The sequence below is a fragment of the Enterobacter sp. 302C9 genome (assembly GCF_034106085.1).
GTDB classification, from domain to species: Bacteria; Pseudomonadota; Gammaproteobacteria; order Enterobacterales; family Enterobacteriaceae; genus Enterobacter; species Enterobacter asburiae_B.
Window position 1 is genome coordinate 181094 of the sequence record NZ_JAWNBW010000005.1, and the last position, 18177, is coordinate 199270.

The 18177-nt window shown below is 57.6% G+C and carries 13 protein-coding genes; 1 reads left to right on the top strand and 12 read right to left on the bottom strand.

Annotated features, from left to right (window positions below; translation table 11 throughout):
- The 6 genes from apaH to lptD are packed head-to-tail and all read right to left on the bottom strand — an operon-like array spanning position 1 to position 6730.
- Positions 1-849, bottom strand: coding sequence for a bis(5'-nucleosyl)-tetraphosphatase (symmetrical) ApaH (apaH, locus tag UR289_RS12400; protein ID WP_023310360.1), 849 nt, complete (start codon positions 847-849; stop codon positions 1-3).
- Positions 850-853: 4 nt separating this feature from the next.
- Positions 854-1231 (bottom strand): Co2+/Mg2+ efflux protein ApaG, encoded by a 378-nt coding sequence (gene apaG, locus UR289_RS12405; protein ID WP_023310361.1) that lies wholly within the window; start codon positions 1229-1231, stop codon positions 854-856.
- Between the two features lie 3 nt (positions 1232-1234).
- A complete protein-coding gene (rsmA, locus tag UR289_RS12410) occupies positions 1235-2056 on the bottom strand; it encodes a 16S rRNA (adenine(1518)-N(6)/adenine(1519)-N(6))-dimethyltransferase RsmA (protein ID WP_023310362.1) in 822 nt (273 codons plus the stop codon).
- A complete protein-coding gene (gene pdxA / locus UR289_RS12415) occupies positions 2053-3039 on the bottom strand; it encodes a 4-hydroxythreonine-4-phosphate dehydrogenase PdxA (protein WP_063408265.1) in 987 nt (328 codons plus the stop codon). The genes rsmA and pdxA overlap by 4 nt, the downstream gene beginning before the upstream one ends.
- Positions 3039-4325 carry a peptidylprolyl isomerase SurA gene (gene surA / locus UR289_RS12420; protein ID WP_167818869.1) on the bottom strand — a complete coding sequence of 429 codons (1287 nt, stop codon included), beginning with the start codon at positions 4323-4325 and terminating at the stop codon, positions 3039-3041. Before surA ends, pdxA begins: the two co-directional genes overlap by 1 nt.
- Positions 4326-4378: 53 nt before the next feature.
- Positions 4379-6730 carry an LPS assembly protein LptD gene (gene lptD, locus UR289_RS12425; protein ID WP_033144609.1) on the bottom strand — a complete coding sequence of 784 codons (2352 nt, stop codon included), beginning with the start codon at positions 6728-6730 and terminating at the stop codon, positions 4379-4381.
- A gap of 239 nt (positions 6731-6969) precedes the next feature.
- Here lptD and djlA point away from each other — a divergent pair, with 239 nt between their 5' ends.
- A complete protein-coding gene (gene djlA, locus UR289_RS12430) occupies positions 6970-7785 on the top strand; it encodes a co-chaperone DjlA (protein WP_008502016.1) in 816 nt (271 codons plus the stop codon).
- A 30-nt stretch (positions 7786-7815) separates the two neighbouring features.
- On the opposite strand, the gene rluA is transcribed toward djlA, so the two are convergent.
- The 6 genes from rluA to araB all read right to left on the bottom strand — a co-directional run bounded on the left by rluA (position 7816) and on the right by araB (position 17920).
- Positions 7816-8475, bottom strand: a complete 660-nt coding sequence (gene rluA / locus UR289_RS12435) for a bifunctional tRNA pseudouridine(32) synthase/23S rRNA pseudouridine(746) synthase RluA (protein ID WP_008502014.1) — start codon at positions 8473-8475, stop codon at positions 7816-7818.
- Positions 8476-8487: 12 nt separating this feature from the next.
- The gene (gene rapA, locus UR289_RS12440) at positions 8488-11394 is read right to left on the bottom strand and encodes an RNA polymerase-associated protein RapA (protein ID WP_320710276.1); all 2907 of its coding nucleotides are present in this window, start codon (positions 11392-11394) and stop codon (positions 8488-8490) included.
- A 128-nt stretch (positions 11395-11522) separates the two neighbouring features.
- Positions 11523-13880 carry a DNA polymerase II gene (gene polB / locus UR289_RS12445; protein ID WP_236903088.1) on the bottom strand — a complete coding sequence of 786 codons (2358 nt, stop codon included), beginning with the start codon at positions 13878-13880 and terminating at the stop codon, positions 11523-11525.
- A gap of 74 nt (positions 13881-13954) precedes the next feature.
- Entirely contained in the window at positions 13955-14650 is a 696-nt protein-coding gene (araD, locus tag UR289_RS12450; protein ID WP_039260840.1) for an L-ribulose-5-phosphate 4-epimerase, read from the bottom strand.
- A 47-nt stretch (positions 14651-14697) separates the two neighbouring features.
- Positions 14698-16200 (bottom strand): L-arabinose isomerase, encoded by a 1503-nt coding sequence (gene araA, locus UR289_RS12455; RefSeq protein WP_023310371.1) that lies wholly within the window; start codon positions 16198-16200, stop codon positions 14698-14700.
- A 10-nt stretch (positions 16201-16210) separates the two neighbouring features.
- Complete coding sequence (gene araB / locus UR289_RS12460) at positions 16211-17920, bottom strand: ribulokinase (RefSeq protein WP_087823395.1); 1710 nt, start codon at positions 17918-17920, stop codon at positions 16211-16213.
- Positions 17921-18177: the final 257 nt, after the last annotated feature.

Sequence of the window (18177 nt, forward strand, 5' to 3'; positions counted from 1 at the left end):
TCAGGAGGCAACGGCCTCGCTTTCCCCCAGGTCCAGCTGTCGGTTGGACGGCTGCACAAAGTAAGCTTTATCTTCCCAGCGCAAGCAGGTTAACTCTCCGCCCCAGCAGCATCCGGTATCCAGACCGTAAATCCCTTCCGGTGTTCCTTTTCCTTCCAGCGCAGCCCAGTGGCCAAATACCACGCTGTACTCGCTTGTCACCGGCCCCGGAATGGCAAACCACGGTTTCAGCGGCGCGGGCGCGCTTTCCGGCGTTTCTTTGGAATACATATCCAGCTGTCCGTTCGGGAAGCAGAAGCGCATGCGGGTGAACGCGTTGGTGATAAAGCGCAGACGGGCCAGACCGCTGAGATCCTCGCTCCAGTGGTTCGGCATATCGCCGTACATGGCATCGAGGAAGAAAGGATACGAGTCGCTTGCCAGCACCGCCTCAACGTCACGCGCGCAGGTTTTCGCCGTCTCAAGATCCCATTGCGGGGTGATCCCGGCATGCGCCATGACCAGCTTTTTCTCTTCGTCGATCTGCAGCAGGGGCTGACGGCGCAGCCAGTTAATCAGATCGTCCGCGTCCGGCGCATCCAGCAGTGGGGTGAGGCGATCTTTAGGTTTGTTGCGGCTGATCCCGGCGAAAACCGCCAGCAGATGCAGATCGTGATTGCCCAGCACCATGCGCACGCTATCGCCCAGCGATTTGACGAAACGTAATACTTCAAGGGAGCCGGGGCCACGCGCGACTAAATCGCCCGTCAGCCAGAGCGTGTCCTGTCCTGGCGTAAAGTCGACCTGTTTTAATAATGCGATCAGTTCATCGTAGCAACCGTGAACGTCGCCAATCAGATATGTAGACATTAGATTAATGAATGAGTGTGGTTACGGCGAGACGGAACACAGGAATGGCAACGCGGAAATCATTGCCATCGACGTCGACCATTTCATAATGGCCTTGCATGGTACCCATCGGCGTTTCAATCACCGCGCCGCTGGTGTACTGGTACTCTTCGCCAGGGGCGATGTGGGGCTGTTCACCGACCACACCTTCGCCTTGAACTTCGATTTCGCGGCCATTGCCGTTAGTGATAAGCCAGTAGCGCCCGCGCAGCTGCACGGGCATCCGCCCCAGATTGCGAATGGTCACGGTGTAAGCAAAAACAAAACGTTCTTCGTCCGGTGAGGACTGTGATTCAACATAGACGCTTTGTACATGGACACATACGCGGGGCGAATCAATCATGGCTTAACTCTCCTTCGGCGGCGCATTATCGCTGATGTAATTAGCCAGCTTGCAGTACTGCTCTACGGAAATGTTCTCCGCACGCATTGCCGGGTCGATCCCCAGCTCGGCTAACACCTCAACGGTAAACGAATTGCTCAGGCTGTTACGGATCGTTTTACGGCGCTGGTTAAAGGCTTCTGTGGTAATGCGGCTCAGTACGCGCAGATCTTTAACCGGATACGGTTTCGTCTTGTGCGGCACAAGGCGCACAACCGCTGAATCCACTTTCGGTGGTGGTGTGAACGCTGACGGCGGTACTTCGAGTACCGGGATCACGTTGCAGTAATACTGTGCCATCACGCTTAAACGACCATACGCTTTACTGTTCGGGCCTGCAACCAGACGGTTAACAACCTCTTTTTGCAACATGAAGTGCATGTCGGCAATGGCATCAGTATAGCTAAAGAGGTGGAACATGAGCGGCGTGGAGATGTTGTACGGCAGGTTGCCGAACACGCGCAGCGGCTGGCCCATTTTTTCTGACAGTTCGCCAAAGTTCATAGTCATGGCGTCCTGCTGATAGATGGTCAGCTTCGGCCCGAGGAACGGATGCGTTTGCAGGCGTGCGGCCAGATCGCGGTCCAGTTCGATGACGGTCAGCTCGTCGAGGCGTTCGCCTACCGGCTCGGTCAGCGCGGCAAGGCCCGGGCCGATTTCGACCATCGCCTGGCCTTTTTGCGGATTAATAGCCGAGACAATGCTTTCGATCACGAACTGATCGTTAAGGAAGTTTTGCCCGAAACGTTTACGGGCTAAGTGGCCCTGATGGACTCGATTAGTCATTGAGTATTAACAATCATTTTGATGGCGAGATTAAGCGCCGTAATAAAACTGCCGACATCCGCTTTCCCCTGGCCTGCCAGATCCAGCGCAGTACCGTGGTCAACGGACGTTCGAATAAAGGGTAAACCGAGGGTGATATTCACCCCGCGGCCAAAGCCCTGGTATTTTAGCACGGGCAGGCCCTGATCGTGGTACATCGCGAGCACGGCGTCGGCATTATCCAGGTATTTCGGCTGGAAAAGGGTATCTGCAGGCAGCGGCCCGCTGAGGTTCATCCCCTTCGCCCGCATTTCGTTGAGTACCGGAATGATGGTGTCGATCTCTTCGGTGCCCATGTGCCCGCCTTCACCGGCGTGCGGATTCAGGCCGCAGACCAGCACGTGCGGCTGCGGGATCCCAAACTTTGTCTGCAGATCGTGGTGCAAAATCCCGATGATCTCGCGCAGGAGTTCAGGGGTGATCGCATCAGGAATGGCCTTGATCGGCAGATGGGTGGTCACCAGCGCAACGCGCATTTCCTCCGTCGCCAGCATCATCACCACTTTCGGGCTGTGCGAGCGCTCTTCGAAGAACTCCGTATGCCCGGTAAAGGGTATACCCGCTTCGTTGATGACGCCTTTGTGGACGGGGCCGGTGATCAGGGCGGCAAATTCGCCCTTCAGGCAACCGTCGCAGGCGCGCGCCAGGGTTTCAACGACATAGTGGCCGTTTTCCGTGCTGAGCTGGCCCGGTATGACCGGCGTACGAAGGGGGATGGAAAGAAGGGTGAGCGTACCGGCTTGCTGCGGTGCAGGCTGTTGGCCTTCAACGTAAGGGATGAGCGTTAAAGGCAGACCGAGCAGCGTTGCCCGGTCTTGTAACAGTGTTGCATCGGCGCAGACAACCAGCTCTACCGGCCAGCTGCGCTGGGCGAGCTGAACAACGAGGTCAGGTCCAATCCCGGCGGGTTCGCCGGGCGTGATAACAACACGATGCTGTTTCATTAGTTGCTCAGAACTTTCACGTAAGCGCTGGCGCGTTGTTCTTGCATCCAGGTTGCGGCTTCTTCAGAGAACTTACGGTTAAACAGCATACGGTAGGCTCTGTCTTTCTGTGCCGCATCCGTTTTATCAACGTTACGGGTGTCCATCAGCTCGATCAGATGCCAGCCAAATGAAGAGTGGACCGGCGCGCTGATCTGGCCTTTGTTCAGCTTCATCAACGCGTCGCGGAAGGCAGGATCGTAAATATCCACAGCCGCCCAGCCCAGATCGCCGCCCTGGTTAGCAGAGCCTGGATCCTGAGAGAACTCTTTTGCTGCCTTCGCAAATGAGGTTTTACCGCTCTTAATGTCAGCTGCGATCTGTTCCAGCTTCACACGCGCCTGATCGTCAGTCATGATCGGTGACGGTTTCAGAAGTATGTGGCGAGCGTGAACTTCGGTGACGGAGATATTTTGGCTCTGGCCGCGCAGATCGTTCACCTTCAGAATGTGGAAGCCCACGCCTGAACGAATAGGACCAACGATATCCCCTTTCTTCGCCGTGCTCAGCGCCTGGGCAAAGATAGATGGCAGCTCCTGAATACGTCCCCAGCCCATCTGGCCGCCTTTCAGCGCCTGTTGGTCAGCGGAGTAGGTGATTGCCAGCTTGCCAAAGTCGCCGCCGTTACGCGCCTGTTCAACAATAGAACGCGCCTGGCTTTCTGCTTCCGCAGCCTGATCGGACGTTGGGTTCTCTGGCAGTGGGATCAGAATGTGGCTCAGGTTCAGCTCTGTGCTCGCATCGTTCTGGTTGCCCACCTGTTTTGCCAGCGCGTCCACTTCCTGAGGCAGGATGGTGACGCGGCGACGCACTTCGTTGTTACGCACTTCCGAAATCAGCATCTCTTTACGGATCTGGTTACGGTAGGTGGCGTAGCTGATGCCGTCATAGGCCAGACGGCTGCGCATCTGGTCTAAAGACATATTGTTCTGCTTCGCGATGTTAGCGATCGCCTGATCGAGCTGCTCGTCAGTGATCTTCACACCCATTTTCTGCCCCATCTGCAGAACGATCTGATCCATGATCAGACGCTCCAGGATCTGGTGGCGCAGCGTGGCGTCATCAGGAAGCTGTTGACCGGCTTCGCCCGAATTGAGCTTCACCGATTTCATCAGACCGTCAACGTCACTTTCAAGCACGACGCCGTTGTTAACCACAGCAGCGACTTTATCAACAACCTGGGGGGCGGCGAAGCTGGTATTCGCAACCATAGCGACACCGAGCAGCAGCGTTTTCCAGTTCTTCATACTTTTTCCATTTCAATTAACCGCAAAGCGGATTACGTTGCAAATCAAGCACATTACAAGGCGCTACTGTACGGCAGAATATTCGAGCGCAGCATTTTCTGCGTACCCAGACCGTAGTTGGAACTCAGGCCGCGTAACTCGAAGTTAAAGCCAATCACGTTATCGTATTTGCTCTGATTGTTTTCACTGTTCCAGCCGTTAAGCTTGCGTTCGTAGCCGACACGCAGCGCGTAACAGCAGGAGTTATATTGCAGACCCACCATCTGGTCAGCAGGTTTATTGGCGTTAGTGTCAAAGTAGTAAGCGCCTACGATTGACCAGCGGTCGGCGATTGGCCAACTCGCTGCGCCACCCACCTGCGAAATACCGTCTTTATACTGCTCTGCAGTACCATAGTTTGGTAACGTCGCCTGAATATATTCCGGGCTGGCATAACGATAGGTCAACTGCACCATACGATCTTCATCCCGGCGGTACTCAATCGCCGCCGTACTGTTGGCGATATTGTCGAGACGGGTGTCATATTGCACGCCACCGCGAAGACCCCAACGATCGGTCATACGCCAGTAGGTATCACCAGCCCAAATCAGCGAACCTGTCTTGTTATCTTTCTCCCACTTAATATTGTCATCGCCGGTGCGAGACTCGGTGAAATAGTAGATTTGACCAACAGAAACGTTAAAACGTTCAACGGCAGCGTCATCATAAACGCGTGATGTGACCCCGGTCGTTAACTGGTTCGCTGAGGCGATGCGGTCAAGGCCACCGTAGGTACGGTCGCGGAACAGGCCGCTGTAATCAGATTGCAGTAAAGAGGAGTCATAGTTATTGATGTTGCTCTGATCGCGATAAGGCACATACAGGTACTGCATACGTGGCTCCAGCGTCTGGGTATAGCCATCCGCCAGAAGTCCCATATTGCGTTCGAAGATCAGCTTACCGTCCATTTTGAACTGTGGAAGCGTACGGTTTACGCTTTCCTCAAGATGAGCGTTGTTGCTGGTGTTGTAATCATCAATATTTTTTTGCTGATAGTGTGTCGCCATCAGCTTGGCTTCCGTGTTCAGGCTTGCCCAGTCATTCGACCATGGCAAGTTGATGACGGGCTCCAGGTGAACTCGGGTGGCTTCCGGCATATTGGAATTGGTGTTTACAAAATGCACCGCCTGACCATAAATACGGGTGTCGAACGGACCCACGTCATTCTGGTACCAGTTAACGTCCAGCTGCGGCTCGGCACCATAGGTACTCGCGGTCTGGCTGGAGAACACCTGGAACTGCTTGTTGGTTACCGTCGCATCGAAGTTCTGCACCGCATAGCCAACGCTGAAGATCTGCGTGGCATAACCGTCGGTACTCGAACCGTATTTTGACGAGAAATCGTTGAAGTAGTTCGGGTCACTGACCTTGGTGTAGTTAACGTTAAAACGCCAGACCTGATCCATTACCCCGGAATGCTGCCAGAAATACATCCAACGGTGTTTATCGCCTTCGGTCGGATGCTCGTCCTGGAAGACTTTATCCGACGGCAGATAATCCAGCTCCATCAGACCCGCACCGGCGTGGGTCAGATAGCGGAACTCGTTCTCCCACATGATGTTGCCGCGCTTGTGAATATAGTGCGGCGTGATCGTCGCATCCATGTTTGGCGCGATGTTCCAGTAATACGGCAGGTAGAACTCAAAGTAGTTCGTGGTGCTGTATTTGGCATTCGGGATCAGGAAACCGGAGCGACGTTTGTCACCCACGGGAAGCTGCAGATAAGGGCTGTAGAATATGGGAACAGGCCCCAGCTTAAAGCGGGCGTTCCAGATCTCTGCGACCTGTTCTTCGCGGTCATGGATAACTTCGCTACCGACCACGCTCCAGGTATTGGAACCCGGCAGACATGACGTGAACGTACCGTTTTCCAGGATCGTATAGCGGTTTTCACCGCGCTGTTTCATCAGGTCAGCGTCGCCGCGCCCCTGGCGACCCACCATCTGGTAATCACCTTTCCAGACGTTAGTATCTTTCGTATTCAGGTTTGACCAGGCTTTCGGACCTTTCAGGATGACCTGATTGTCGTCATAGTGCACATTACCCAGCGCATCCACCGTTCGTACCGGCTCGGCCGCACCTTCCGGCTGTTTCTGGTGCAATTGCACTTCATCTGCCTGCAGGCGGCTATTGCCCTGGTTAATATCGACATTGCCCGTAAAGGTGGCATTGTCAGGGTAAGTCCCTTTCGAACTGTCGGCAGTAATGGTTACCGGCAAGCTATTTGTATCGCCACTCACCAGTGGGCGATTATAACTTGGAACGCCAAGCATACACTGCGAGGCGAGATCGGCCGCCAGCCCCTGTTGACTGTACAGGGCGGAGCCAATCATTGTGGCCAGGAGGGTGGGGATACGTTTTTTCATACGTTGTATTTTATTGTTCCGTCATCAGTGGCTACGGCTTACAAACGCTCAGAGACTATCTTACTCATCTGCGCAGTACCAGCGTTAATCCTGCCCGTTTGCGTGCCAGAGTGTTAGGCTCGCTATCGAATGACGAGTATGATAAAGCAAATTATAGGCGATGTCCTTCAATTGACCGTGACTTGAACACAGTGATGATGACGTTGCGTCGGCCAGGAATATGACTATCCGGGGAGTATATGCAGTATTGGGGTAAAATAATCGGCGTTGCGTTCGCCATCATCATGGGTGCCGGGTTCTGGGGGATTGTGCTTGGGCTTATTATCGGCCATATGTTTGATAAGGCGCGCAGCCGCAAAATGGCCTGGTTTGCCAATCAGCGCGAGCGTCAGTCACTCTTTTTCTCCACCACCTTTGAGGTCATGGGGCACTTAACCAAATCCAAAGGGCGTGTCACAGAAGCCGATATTCAGATTGCCAGCGTCTTTATGGATCGCATGAACCTGCACGGCGACTCCCGTCTGGAAGCGCAAAATGCGTTTCGCATCGGTAAGTCGGATAATTATCCGCTTCGCGAAAAAATGCGTCAGTTCCGCAGCATCTGCTTCGGACGTTTTGATTTAATTCGGATGTTTCTGGAAATTCAAATCCAGGCGGCTTTCGCAGACGGTTCACTTCACCCTAATGAACGTGACGTGCTGTACGTCATTGCGGAAGAGCTGGGCATCTCCCGCATGCAGTTCGACCAGTTCCTGCGCATGATGCAGGGCGGGGCGCAGTTTGGCGGCGGCTATCACCAGCAGTCGTCCGGCGGTGCCTGGCAGCAGGCGCAGCGTGGTCCGACGCTGGAAGACGCCTGCAACGTGCTTGGCGTTAAGCCCTCTGACGATCAGACCACGATTAAACGTGCCTATCGTAAGCTCATGAGCGAACACCATCCGGACAAACTGGTCGCGAAAGGCTTACCGCCAGAAATGATGGAGATGGCGAAGCAAAAAGCGCAGGAAATCCAGAAGGCGTACGAGCTCATTAAAGAGAAGAAAGGTTTCAAATAAGAAAAAGCCCGACGATGTCGGGCTTTTTTTTTAGAAGTCCACCGGGGCTTTAAACGTCATCGCGTTACCGAAGGCCGGATGGGTGATGGTGAGCGTCTGCGCGTGCAGCTGCAGACGTGGCGCTAAGGCCAGCGCTTCAGGCGGCGCGTAGAAGCGGTCGCCCAGAATCGGATGACCCAGGGCGAGCATATGCACGCGCAGCTGGTGCGAACGTCCGGTAATCGGCTTAAGCAGGACGCGCGCGGTATTATCCGGCGCGTACTCCAGCACTTCGTACTCGGTCTGCGCGGCCTTGCCGGTTTCGTAACACACCTTCTGCTTAGGCCGGTTTGGCCAGTCGCAGATCAGCGGTAAATCTACCAGCCCTTCCGCCTGCGCGGGGTGGCCCCAGACGCGGGCGACATACTGCTTTTTCGGCTCGCGCTCGCGGAACTGGCGCTTTAACTCGCGTTCCGCCGCTTTGTTCAGCGCCACCACAATCACGCCGCTGGTGGCCATATCCAGGCGATGGACAGACTCCGCCTGCGGATAATCGCGCTGAATGCGCGTCATCACGCTGTCTTTGTGCTCGTCCAGACGCCCCGGCACGGACAACAGGCCGCTGGGCTTGTTGACCACCATAATGTGTTCATCCTGATACAGAATGACCAGCCAGGGATCCTGAGGCGGATTGTAAGGCTCCATCACCATCTTGCGCTCCGTTTACTGATGCGTCACAACGATAAGACGCAGGGCATCCAGACGCCAGCCAGCCTGATTCAGGCTTTCCAGCACCTGCTGACGGTTGTTTTCAATCGCCGCCAGCTCGTCGTCGCGGATGTTCGGGTTGACCGCTTTTAACGCTTCCAGACGGGACAGCTCCGCAGACAGTTTCTCGTCGGCTTCACTGCGCGCGGCGTCAATCAGCGCTCTGGCCGCTTTTTCAATCTGGGTTTCGCCCAGTTGCAGAATAGCGTGCACATCCTGCTGTACCGCGTTCACCAGCTTGCTGCCCGTGTGGCGGTTTACCGCGCTCAGCTGTCGGTTGAAACTCTCGAATTCAACCTGTCCCGCCAGGTTCGTGCCGTTTTTGTCCAGCAGCAGGCGGACGGGCGTTGGCGGCAGGAAGCGGGTGAGCTGCAGCTGTTTCGGCGCCTGCGCTTCCACAACGTAGATCAGCTCCACCAGCAGTGTGCCCACCGGCAGCGCCTTGTTTTTCAACAGGGAGATGGTGCTGCTGCCGGTATCGCCGGAGAGGATCAGGTCCAGCCCGTTGCGGATCAGCGGGTGTTCCCAGGTGATAAACTGGGCATCTTCGCGGGACAGCGCCACATCACGCTCAAAGGTGATGGTACAGCCATCTTCCGGCAGGCCCGGGAAATCCGGAACCAGCATGTGATCGGACGGGGTCAGGACAATCAGGTTCTCGCCGCGATCGTCCTGGTTGATGCCGACGATATCGAACAGGTTCATGGAGAAGCTGATCAGGCTGGTGTCATCATCCTGTTCTTCAATGCTCTCAGCCAGCGCCTGCGCTTTTTCACCGCCGTTGGAGTGGATCTCCAGCAGGCGGTCGCGGCCCTGCTCCAGCTGCGCTTTCAGCGCATCGTGCTTCTCACGGCAGGACTTGATCAGCTCATCAAACCCTTCCGCGTTTTCCGGCGTGGCCAGGTAGCCGATCAGATCGCCATGCACTTGATCATAAATGGTGCGGCCCGTCGGGCAGGTATGTTCAAACGCGTCCAGACCTTCGTGGAACCAGCGTACCAGCACGGACTGCGCGGTTTTTTCCAGATACGGCACGTGGATCTGAATATCATGCGCCTGGCCGATACGATCCAGACGGCCGATACGCTGCTCCAGCAGATCCGGGTTAAACGGCAGATCGAACATCACCAGGTTGCTGGCGAACTGGAAGTTACGGCCTTCAGAGCCGATTTCCGAGCACAGCAGAACCTGTGCGCCGCTGTCCTCTTCTCCGAACCACGCCGCGGCGCGGTCGCGCTCGACGATGGACATGCCTTCGTGGAACACGGCGGCGCGAATGCCTTCACGCTCGCGCAGAACCTGCTCCAGCTGCAGCGCGGTGGCCGCTTTGGCGCAGATCACCAGCACCTTCTGGGAGCGGTGCGCGGTCAGGTAGCCCATCAGCCACTCCACGCGCGGATCGAAGTTCCACCAGGTGCCGGTATCGCCTTCAAACTCCTGGTAGATTTGTTCCGGATAAAGCATGTCGCGGGCGCGCTCTTCCTGGGTTTTGCGCGCACCCATAATGCCGGAGACTTTAATCGCCGTCTGATACTGCGTCGGCAGCGGCAGCTTAATCGTATGCAGCTCGCGTTTCGGGAAGCCTTTGACGCCGTTACGGGTGTTACGGAACAGCACGCGGCTGGTGCCGTGGCGGTCCATCAGCATGTCGATCAGCTCTTTACGCGCGGATTCCGCGTTGTCGCTGTCGCTGTTCGCAGCCTGCAAAAGCGGCTCGATATCCTGCTCGCCAATCAGATCGCTCAGGGTGTTGAGCTCGTCATCAGAAAGACGCTTGCCCGCCAGCAGCATGGCGACGGCATCGGCAACCGGGCGGTAGTTATTCTGTTCTTCCACGAACTGCGCAAAGTCGTGGAAACGGTTTGGATCGAGCAGGCGCAGACGGGCGAAGTGGCTTTCCAGACCCAGCTGCTCCGGCGTTGCGGTCAGCAGCAGGACGCCAGGAACGCGTTCCGCAAGCTGCTCGATAGCCATGTATTCGCGGCTCGGCGCGTCTTCGCTCCAGACCAGGTGGTGCGCTTCGTCAACAACCATAATGTCCCACTCGGCATCGCACAGATGCTCAAGACGCTGCTTGCTGCGGCGCACGAAGTCCAGGGAGCAAATGACCAGCTGTTCGGTTTCAAACGGGTTGTCGGCGTCGTGCTGCGCTTCGGCATAGCGTTCATCGTCGAACAGAGAGAAACGCAGGTTAAAGCGGCGCAGCATCTCAACCAGCCACTGGTGCTGCAGGGTTTCTGGCACCACGATCAGCACGCGTTCGGCTGCGCCGGAAAGCAGCTGTTGATGGAGGATCATGCCCGCTTCGATGGTTTTACCCAGGCCCACTTCATCTGCCAGCAGCACGCGCGGCGCGTGACGACGGCCTACGTCGTGGGCGATGTTCAGCTGGTGGGGGATCAGGCTGGTGCGCTGGCCGCGCAGGCCGCTCCACGGCATGCGGTACTGTTCACTCTGGAACTTACGCGCGCGATAGCGCAGGGAGAAGCGATCCATACGGTCGATTTGCCCGGCAAACAGGCGGTCCTGCGGCTTGCTGAACACCAGTTTGCTGTCGAGCAGCACTTCACGCAGGATGACATTGGCTTCATCCGTATCAAGACGAGTACCAATGTAGGCGAGCAGTCCATTCTCTTCTTTTACGTCTTCAATCTTGAGCTGCCAGCCGTCATGGCTGGTCACGGTGTCACCCGGATTAAACATCACGCGGGTTACAGGGGAGTCATTGCGAGCGTACAGACGGTTTTCACCGGTGGCAGGGAAGAGGAGGGTAACCATACGCGTATCGATTGCTACGACGGTTCCTAGTCCAAGTTCGCTTTCTGTATCGCTGATCCAGCGTTGACCAAGTGTAAAAGGCATAGTTGTTCGGCTCTAATCTTTAATTGCAGGCAATAGTTCGACTACCGTCAAAAAAGACGGTCAACGAAAAATGGGTCCAGGAATGGAAAGGGCGCTATGGTACTGGATGGCAGCCATTTCGTCACGCGTCAAAATAGGCCAAGTTGCCCTGTAACCAGTGTAGCAAAATCATCGTCGATGAAGGGCAAAATTCCGTCGGCAACCGGCTGAAGCTGGCGCGTCAGATAGTGTTCGTAATCGAGAGGAGAGTGCTGATAATCCACGGGTTCCGGGCCGCTAATGGTCCAGACGTATTTGATGGTTCCCCGGTTTTGATACTGCGGCGCGCGGCCACGGCGTACGTTTTCCTCATCCGCCAGGCGCGCGGCGCGTACGTGCGGAGGAACGTTGCGCTGGTACTCCGCCAGCGGGCGGCGCAGGCGCTTGCGGTATACCAGCTGCGCGTCAAGTTCGCCCGCCATCAGGCTGGCTATCGTCTCGCGCACGTAGTCCTGATAGGGCTCATTGCGAAACACCCGCAGATAGAGCGTCTGCTGGAACTGCTGCGCCAGCGGCGTCCAGTCGGTACGTACCGTCTCCAGTCCTTTAAAAACCATCCGCTGCGCGTCGCCTTCCTGAATCAGCCCGGCGTAGCGCTTCTTGCTGCCCTGATCGGTGCCGCGAATGGTGGGCATTAAAAAGCGGGCGAAATGGGTTTCAAATTCCAGCTCCAGCGCGCTGGTTAACCGCTCTTTCTGCAAATGTTCCTGCCACCAGTCGTTCACGAAGGCGACCAGCGCGTTGCCGATTTGCGCGGCGTCGTCTTCTGAATGCGCGCCCTTAAGCCACACAAAGGTGGAGTCCGTGTCGCCGTAGATGACGTCATAGCCCCGGGACTCAATCAGCGCTTTGGTCTGGCGCATGATCTCGTGCCCGCGCATGGTGATCGAGGAGGCCAGACGCGGGTCAAAGAAGCGGCAGGCGCTGGTGCCCAGCACGCCGTAAAAGGCATTCATAATGATTTTCAGCGCCTGTGATAGCGGCTTGTTGCCGTGGCGCTTGGCCTCATCGCGGCCGTGCCAGATGTTTCCCACGATTTCAGGCAGGCAGTGTTTTTCTCGCGAGAAGCGTGCGCCGAGGAAACCTTCGGTGCTGTGCTCATCGTCCGGCTGGGCCATGCCCTCAACCAGCCCGACGGGATCGATCAGGAAGGTACGGATAATCGACGGGTACAGGCTTTTGTAGTCCAGCACCAGCACCGAGTCATACAAACCTGGCCGGGAGTCCATCACGTACCCGCCGGGGCTTGCCTGCGGCGGTACGTCCCCGAGGTTGGGGGCGACGTATCCCGCCCGGTGCATGCGCGGAAAATAGAGGTGGCTAAAGGCCGCCACGGAGCCGCCGTGCCTGTCTGCCGCCAGGCCGTTTACCGTCGCGCGCTCCAGCAGGAACGGCATAATCTCGGTTTTGTGGAAAATCTGCGTGACCAGCTCGCAGTCTTTCAGGTTGTAGGTGGCAAGCGCCGGTTTATCTTCATTAAAGCGCCGGTCGATCTCGTCCATTCTGTCCCAGGGGTTGTCGATGGATTTGCCTTCGCCAAGCAGCTCCTGTGCGACCGCTTCGAGGGAGAATGAAGAGAAGTTCCAGAAGGCGGACTTAAGCGCCTCGATGCCGTCGATAATCAGGCGACCGTTGGCCTGCGCGAAGAAAACACCGTTCTTAAAACCGTGTTCGCGCCATTCCAGCTCGCTGTTTCCGCGCCCCAGCATCAGCGGGATGCGGTAGCGCTCGGCGTGCTTTTGCAGCACGCGCAGGTCGAACTGCACCACGTTCCAGCCGATCAGGACGTCGGGGTCGTTGTCGGCAAACCACTGGTTAAGCTTCTCCAGCAGCTGCGGGCGGCTGTTGACGTACTCAAGCCGGAAATCCAGCGCGGACGCATCGCCATTCGGCGGCCCGAGCATATAAACAACCCGATCGCCGCAGCCTTCCAGACCGATGCAGTACAGTTCGCCGTGACGGGTGGTTTCGATATCCAGTGAGACCCACTTCAGCGGCGGGCGGTAGTGCGGATTCGGCTTCAGGCGCGCGTTAACGAGGCTGCCGCAATGCGCGGTGCCGTCGACCCAGACGGGGGCGGTAATAAACCGCTCCATCAGAAAGCGTTCCGGTGGGCGGATATCCGCCTCATAGAGCGTCACGCCAGCCTCGCGGAGCAGTTTTTCATAGCGCATCAGCTGACGATGGGCGCGACAGTAGAGGCCATAAACCGGCTGGCGGTGGAAATCCTTCAGCTCAAGCGGGGTGATGCGCCAGCCGTTTTCGCCGCGCAGCAGCTGCTTTACCTTTTCGACGTGGGCTTCAGGAATAAAGGCCACGGATTCCTGCGGGGGCAGCGTAACGTGCAGCGGACCGCTGTCGGTTGCCAGCCAGAACGCGACCTCGGTGCCCTGAGGGGTATCCCGCCAGTGTCGGGTCAGTAAAAAGCCTTCTTGCGCCTGCGCCACGCCGTTATCCCAGAAAACAAAACCAGGCCTGATTATAGCCTGGTTAAGATTTTAATGCTGGGTTTATATACAGTTTACTGCCCGTAATAGGCCTTCGCGCCGTGCTTGCGCAGGTAATGCTTATCCAGCAGGGTTTGCTGCATATCCGGCAGCTGCGGCGCCAGCTGGCGACAGAAGATCCCCATATAGGCGACCTCTTCGAGCACGATGGCGTTATGCACCGCGTCTTCCGCGTTTTTACCCCAGGCAAACGGGCCGTGGGAGTGCACCAGCACGCCGGGCATCTGCGCGGCGTCGATCCCCTGTTTTTCGAAGGTTTCGACAATCACGTTCCCCGTTTCCCACTCATATTCGCCGTTAATCTCGGCGTCGGTCATCAGACGCGTGCAGGGAATGGTGCCGTAAAAGTAGTCCGCGTGCGTGGTGCCGGTCGCCGGGATGGACTGGCCCGCCTGCGCCCAGATGGTGGCGTGGCGCGAATGGGTATGCACGATGCCGCCGATGGTCGGGAATGACCGATACAGCAGGCGGTGAGTCGGCGTATCGGAGGACGGTTTTTTCTTACCTTCGACCACTTCGCCGGTCTCGAGGCTGACAACGACCATATCGTCTGCGGTCATCACCGTGTAATCCACGCCGGAAGGCTTAATCACGAACACGCCTTTTTCGCGGTCAACGGCGCTGACGTTGCCCCATGTCAGGGTGACCAGATTATGTTTCGGCAGCGCCAGGTTGGCTTCGAGCACCTGACGTTTGAGATCGTCTAACATCGTTATCTCCCTGCCCGGTGAGCGTAGCGTCACCGGGCATTCCGTACTTAGCGTTTTGAACCGTAATAGACTTCGTTCCAGCGCAGCGCGTCTTTGAAGGCGGGCAGGCGGGTATCGTTATCAATCACGGTCAGCTCAATGTCGTGCAGCTCGGCGAACTGACGCATGTCGTTCAGATCCAGCGCGTGGCTGAACACCGTGTGGTGCGCGCCGCCGGCCAGGATCCAGGCCTCTGAGGCGGTTGGCAGGTCAGGCTGTGCTTTCCACAGGGCGTTGGCGACCGGCAGTTTCGGCAGAGAGTGCGGCGTTTCAACCGCATCGACGCAGTTCACCAGCAGGCGGAAGCGATCGCCCAGGTCGATCAGGCTGGCGTTGATGGCCGGGCCCGTACGGGTGTTGAAGATCAGACGCGCCGGATCGGCTTTGCCGCCGATGCCGAGGTACTGCACGTCGAGAATCGGTTTCTCTTCCACGGCGATCGTCGGGCACACTTCCAGCATGTGCGAGCCGAGCACCAGGTCGTTGCCGTTTTCGAAGTGATAGGTGTAGTCCTCCATAAAGGAGGTGCCGCCCTGCAGACCGGTCGACATCACCTTCATGATGCGAAGCAGAGCGGCAGTTTTCCAGTCGCCTTCGCCCGCAAAGCCGTAGCCCTGCTGCATCAGACGTTGTACCGCCAGACCCGGCAGCTGTTTCAGGCCGTGGAGGTCTTCAAAGGTAGTGGTAAAGGCGTGGAAGCCTCCCTGTTCCAGGAAGCGCTTCATGCCCAGCTCGATGCGCGCCGCGTCCAGCACGTTCTGACGCTTGTCGCCGTTGATTTGTGCCGCAGGCGTCAGGCGGTAGCTGCTTTCGTACTCGTCCACCAGCGCGCTCACGTCGCCGTCGCTGATTTCATTCACCACCTGCACCAGGTCGCCCACGGCCCAGGTGTTCACGGAGAAGCCGAACTTGATCTGCGCGGCCACTTTGTCGCCGTCGGTGACCGCCACTTCACGCATGTTGTCGCCGAAACGCACCACTTTCAGATGGCGGGTATCCTGCTTAGAGACCGCCTGACGCATCCATGAGCCGATACGCTGTTGCGCCTTGCCATCCTGCCAGTGGCCGGTGACCACCGCGTGCTGCTGGCGCATACGCGCGCCGATGAAGCCGAACTCGCGGCCGCCGTGCGCGGTCTGGTTCAGGTTCATAAAGTCCATGTCGATGCTGTCCCACGGCAGGGAGGCGTTGAACTGGGTATGGAACTGCAGCAGCGGTTTGTTGAGGATAGACAGGCCGTTGATCCACATTTTGGCGGGTGAGAAGGTGTGCAGCCACACCACCAGACCGGCACATTTATCGTCGTAGTTGGCATCGCGGCAGATGTGGGTAATTTCATCCGGCGTCGTGCCCAGCGGTTTCAGCACCAGTTTGCACGGCAGTTTAGCTTCCGCGTTCAGCGCGTTAACGACGTGCTCCGCGTGTTTCGTCACCTGCTGCAGCGCTTCCGGTCCGTACAGATGCTGGCTGCCAATCACAAACCACACTTCATAGTTATTAAAAATGGTCATCATCGTGTCCTTAATGGGTCAGGGTTGCCGTAGTGTCCGCGGTGCTTTTGGCCGGGGCGGCGACAGGGAGATAGTGAAGTTCGGCGCTTTTTGCCCATTGCTGGTAGCGCTGATAAAGCTGTTCAAAGCGTTGCGCCTGCTGGGCACGCGGCTGGAGCGTGTTTTCGACGGCGCTCGCCATATGCTGCTGCGCGGTCGGGATGTCGACATGCACGCCCGCAGCCACGGCAGCGAAAATCGCCGCGCCCAGCGCGCAGCACTGATCGGAGGCCACAATCTGCAGCGGACGGTTCAGCACGTCGCAGCAGGCCTGCATGATCACCGGGTTTTTACGGGCGATACCGCCCAGCGCCATCACGTTGTTGACGTCGATACCCTGCCCGGTGAAGCACTCCATAATGGCGCGGGCACCGAAGGCCGTTGCGGCAATCAGACCGCCGAACAGCGCAGGGGCGTCGGTCGCCAGGTTGAGATCGGTGATCACCCCTTTCAGACGCTGGTTGGCAAACGGCGTGCGGCGGCCGTTAAACCAGTCCAGCACCACCGGCAGGTGATCGAGAGACGGATTTTTTGCCCAGGCTTCGGTGAGCTGCGGCAGAAGCTGCTTTTTGCTGTCGGCTATCTGGGTTTTTAGTTCAGGATGTGCCGCCGCCAGCTGGTCCAGCGGCCAGCCGAGCACGCGACCAAACCAGGCGTAGATATCGCCAAACGCGGACTGACCGGCTTCAAGACCGATGAAGTCCGGCACCACGCTGCCGTCAACCTGGCCGCAGATGCCTTTCACCGCCCGGTCGCCGACGGTGGCTTTATCTGCCGTCAGGATGTCGCAGGTGGAGGTCCCGATGACTTTGACCAGCGTGTTTGGCTGTGCGCCCGCGCCCACGGCGCCCATATGGCAGTCAAAGGCGCCGCCGGAGATGGCCACGTTCTGCGGCAGGCCGAGGCGCGTCGCCCACTCTTCGCAGAGGGTGCCGACGGGAATATCGGCGGTAAAGGTGTCGGTAAAGAGCGGGTACGTCAGGCTCTTGTTGAGGATCGGGTCGAGTTCATCAAAGAACGCGGCCGGAGGCAGGCCGCCCCAGCTTTCGTGCCACAGGGATTTATGCCCGGCGCTGCAGCGGCCGCGGCGGATATCCTGCGGGCGGGTGGTGCCGGAGAGCAGGGCAGGCACCCAGTCGCACAGCTCAACCCATGACGCCGCAGCCTGCGCAACGGCTGCGTCGGCACGGGTGACGTGGAGGATCTTGGCCCAGAACCATTCGCTGGAATAAATCCCGCCGATGTAGCGCGAGTAGTCTGTCTTGCCCGGCTGATGGCACAGGCGCGTAATGGCTTCAGCCTCTTCTACGGCGGTGTGGTCTTTCCACAGCACGAACATGGCGTTCGGGTTGTCGGCAAACTCCGGGCGCAGCGCCAGCACGCGGCCTTCGGCATCCACCGGGGCAGGCGTGGAGCCGGTGCTGTCGACGCCAATTCCGACAATCTCAGCCCGCTGGGCGTCAGTCAGTTCGGCAAGGACGGTTTTGATCGCCGCTTCCATCGACTCGATATAGTCACGCGGGTGGTGACGGAACTGGTTGTTCGGCGCATCACAGTAGCGCCCCTCTTGCCAGCGCGGGTACCACTCAACGCTGGTTGCTATCTCCTGGCCGGACGTACAGTCCACTGCCAGCGCGCGAACCGAATCGCTGCCAAAATCGAGGCCAATCGCAATTGCCATGGTGTTGCTCCATCGAAAAAACAGGTATGGAAGAACATTAGAGACTGGGGAAAAAAGTCGTCAGGCAGGATCCGCTAATCTTATGGACTAAATTGCTGTTACAACGGAAAGTGTGACGCCGTGCAAATATTCAATGTGGACATTTCTGCCGCACTTATAGACACTTTTGTTACTGGTTATCTGCCTGCTCTGGCGGAGAAATCAGGGGGAAAGGCTGAAACATGGCGGACGTAAAAGCGGCGTGATGCTTTTTGGAT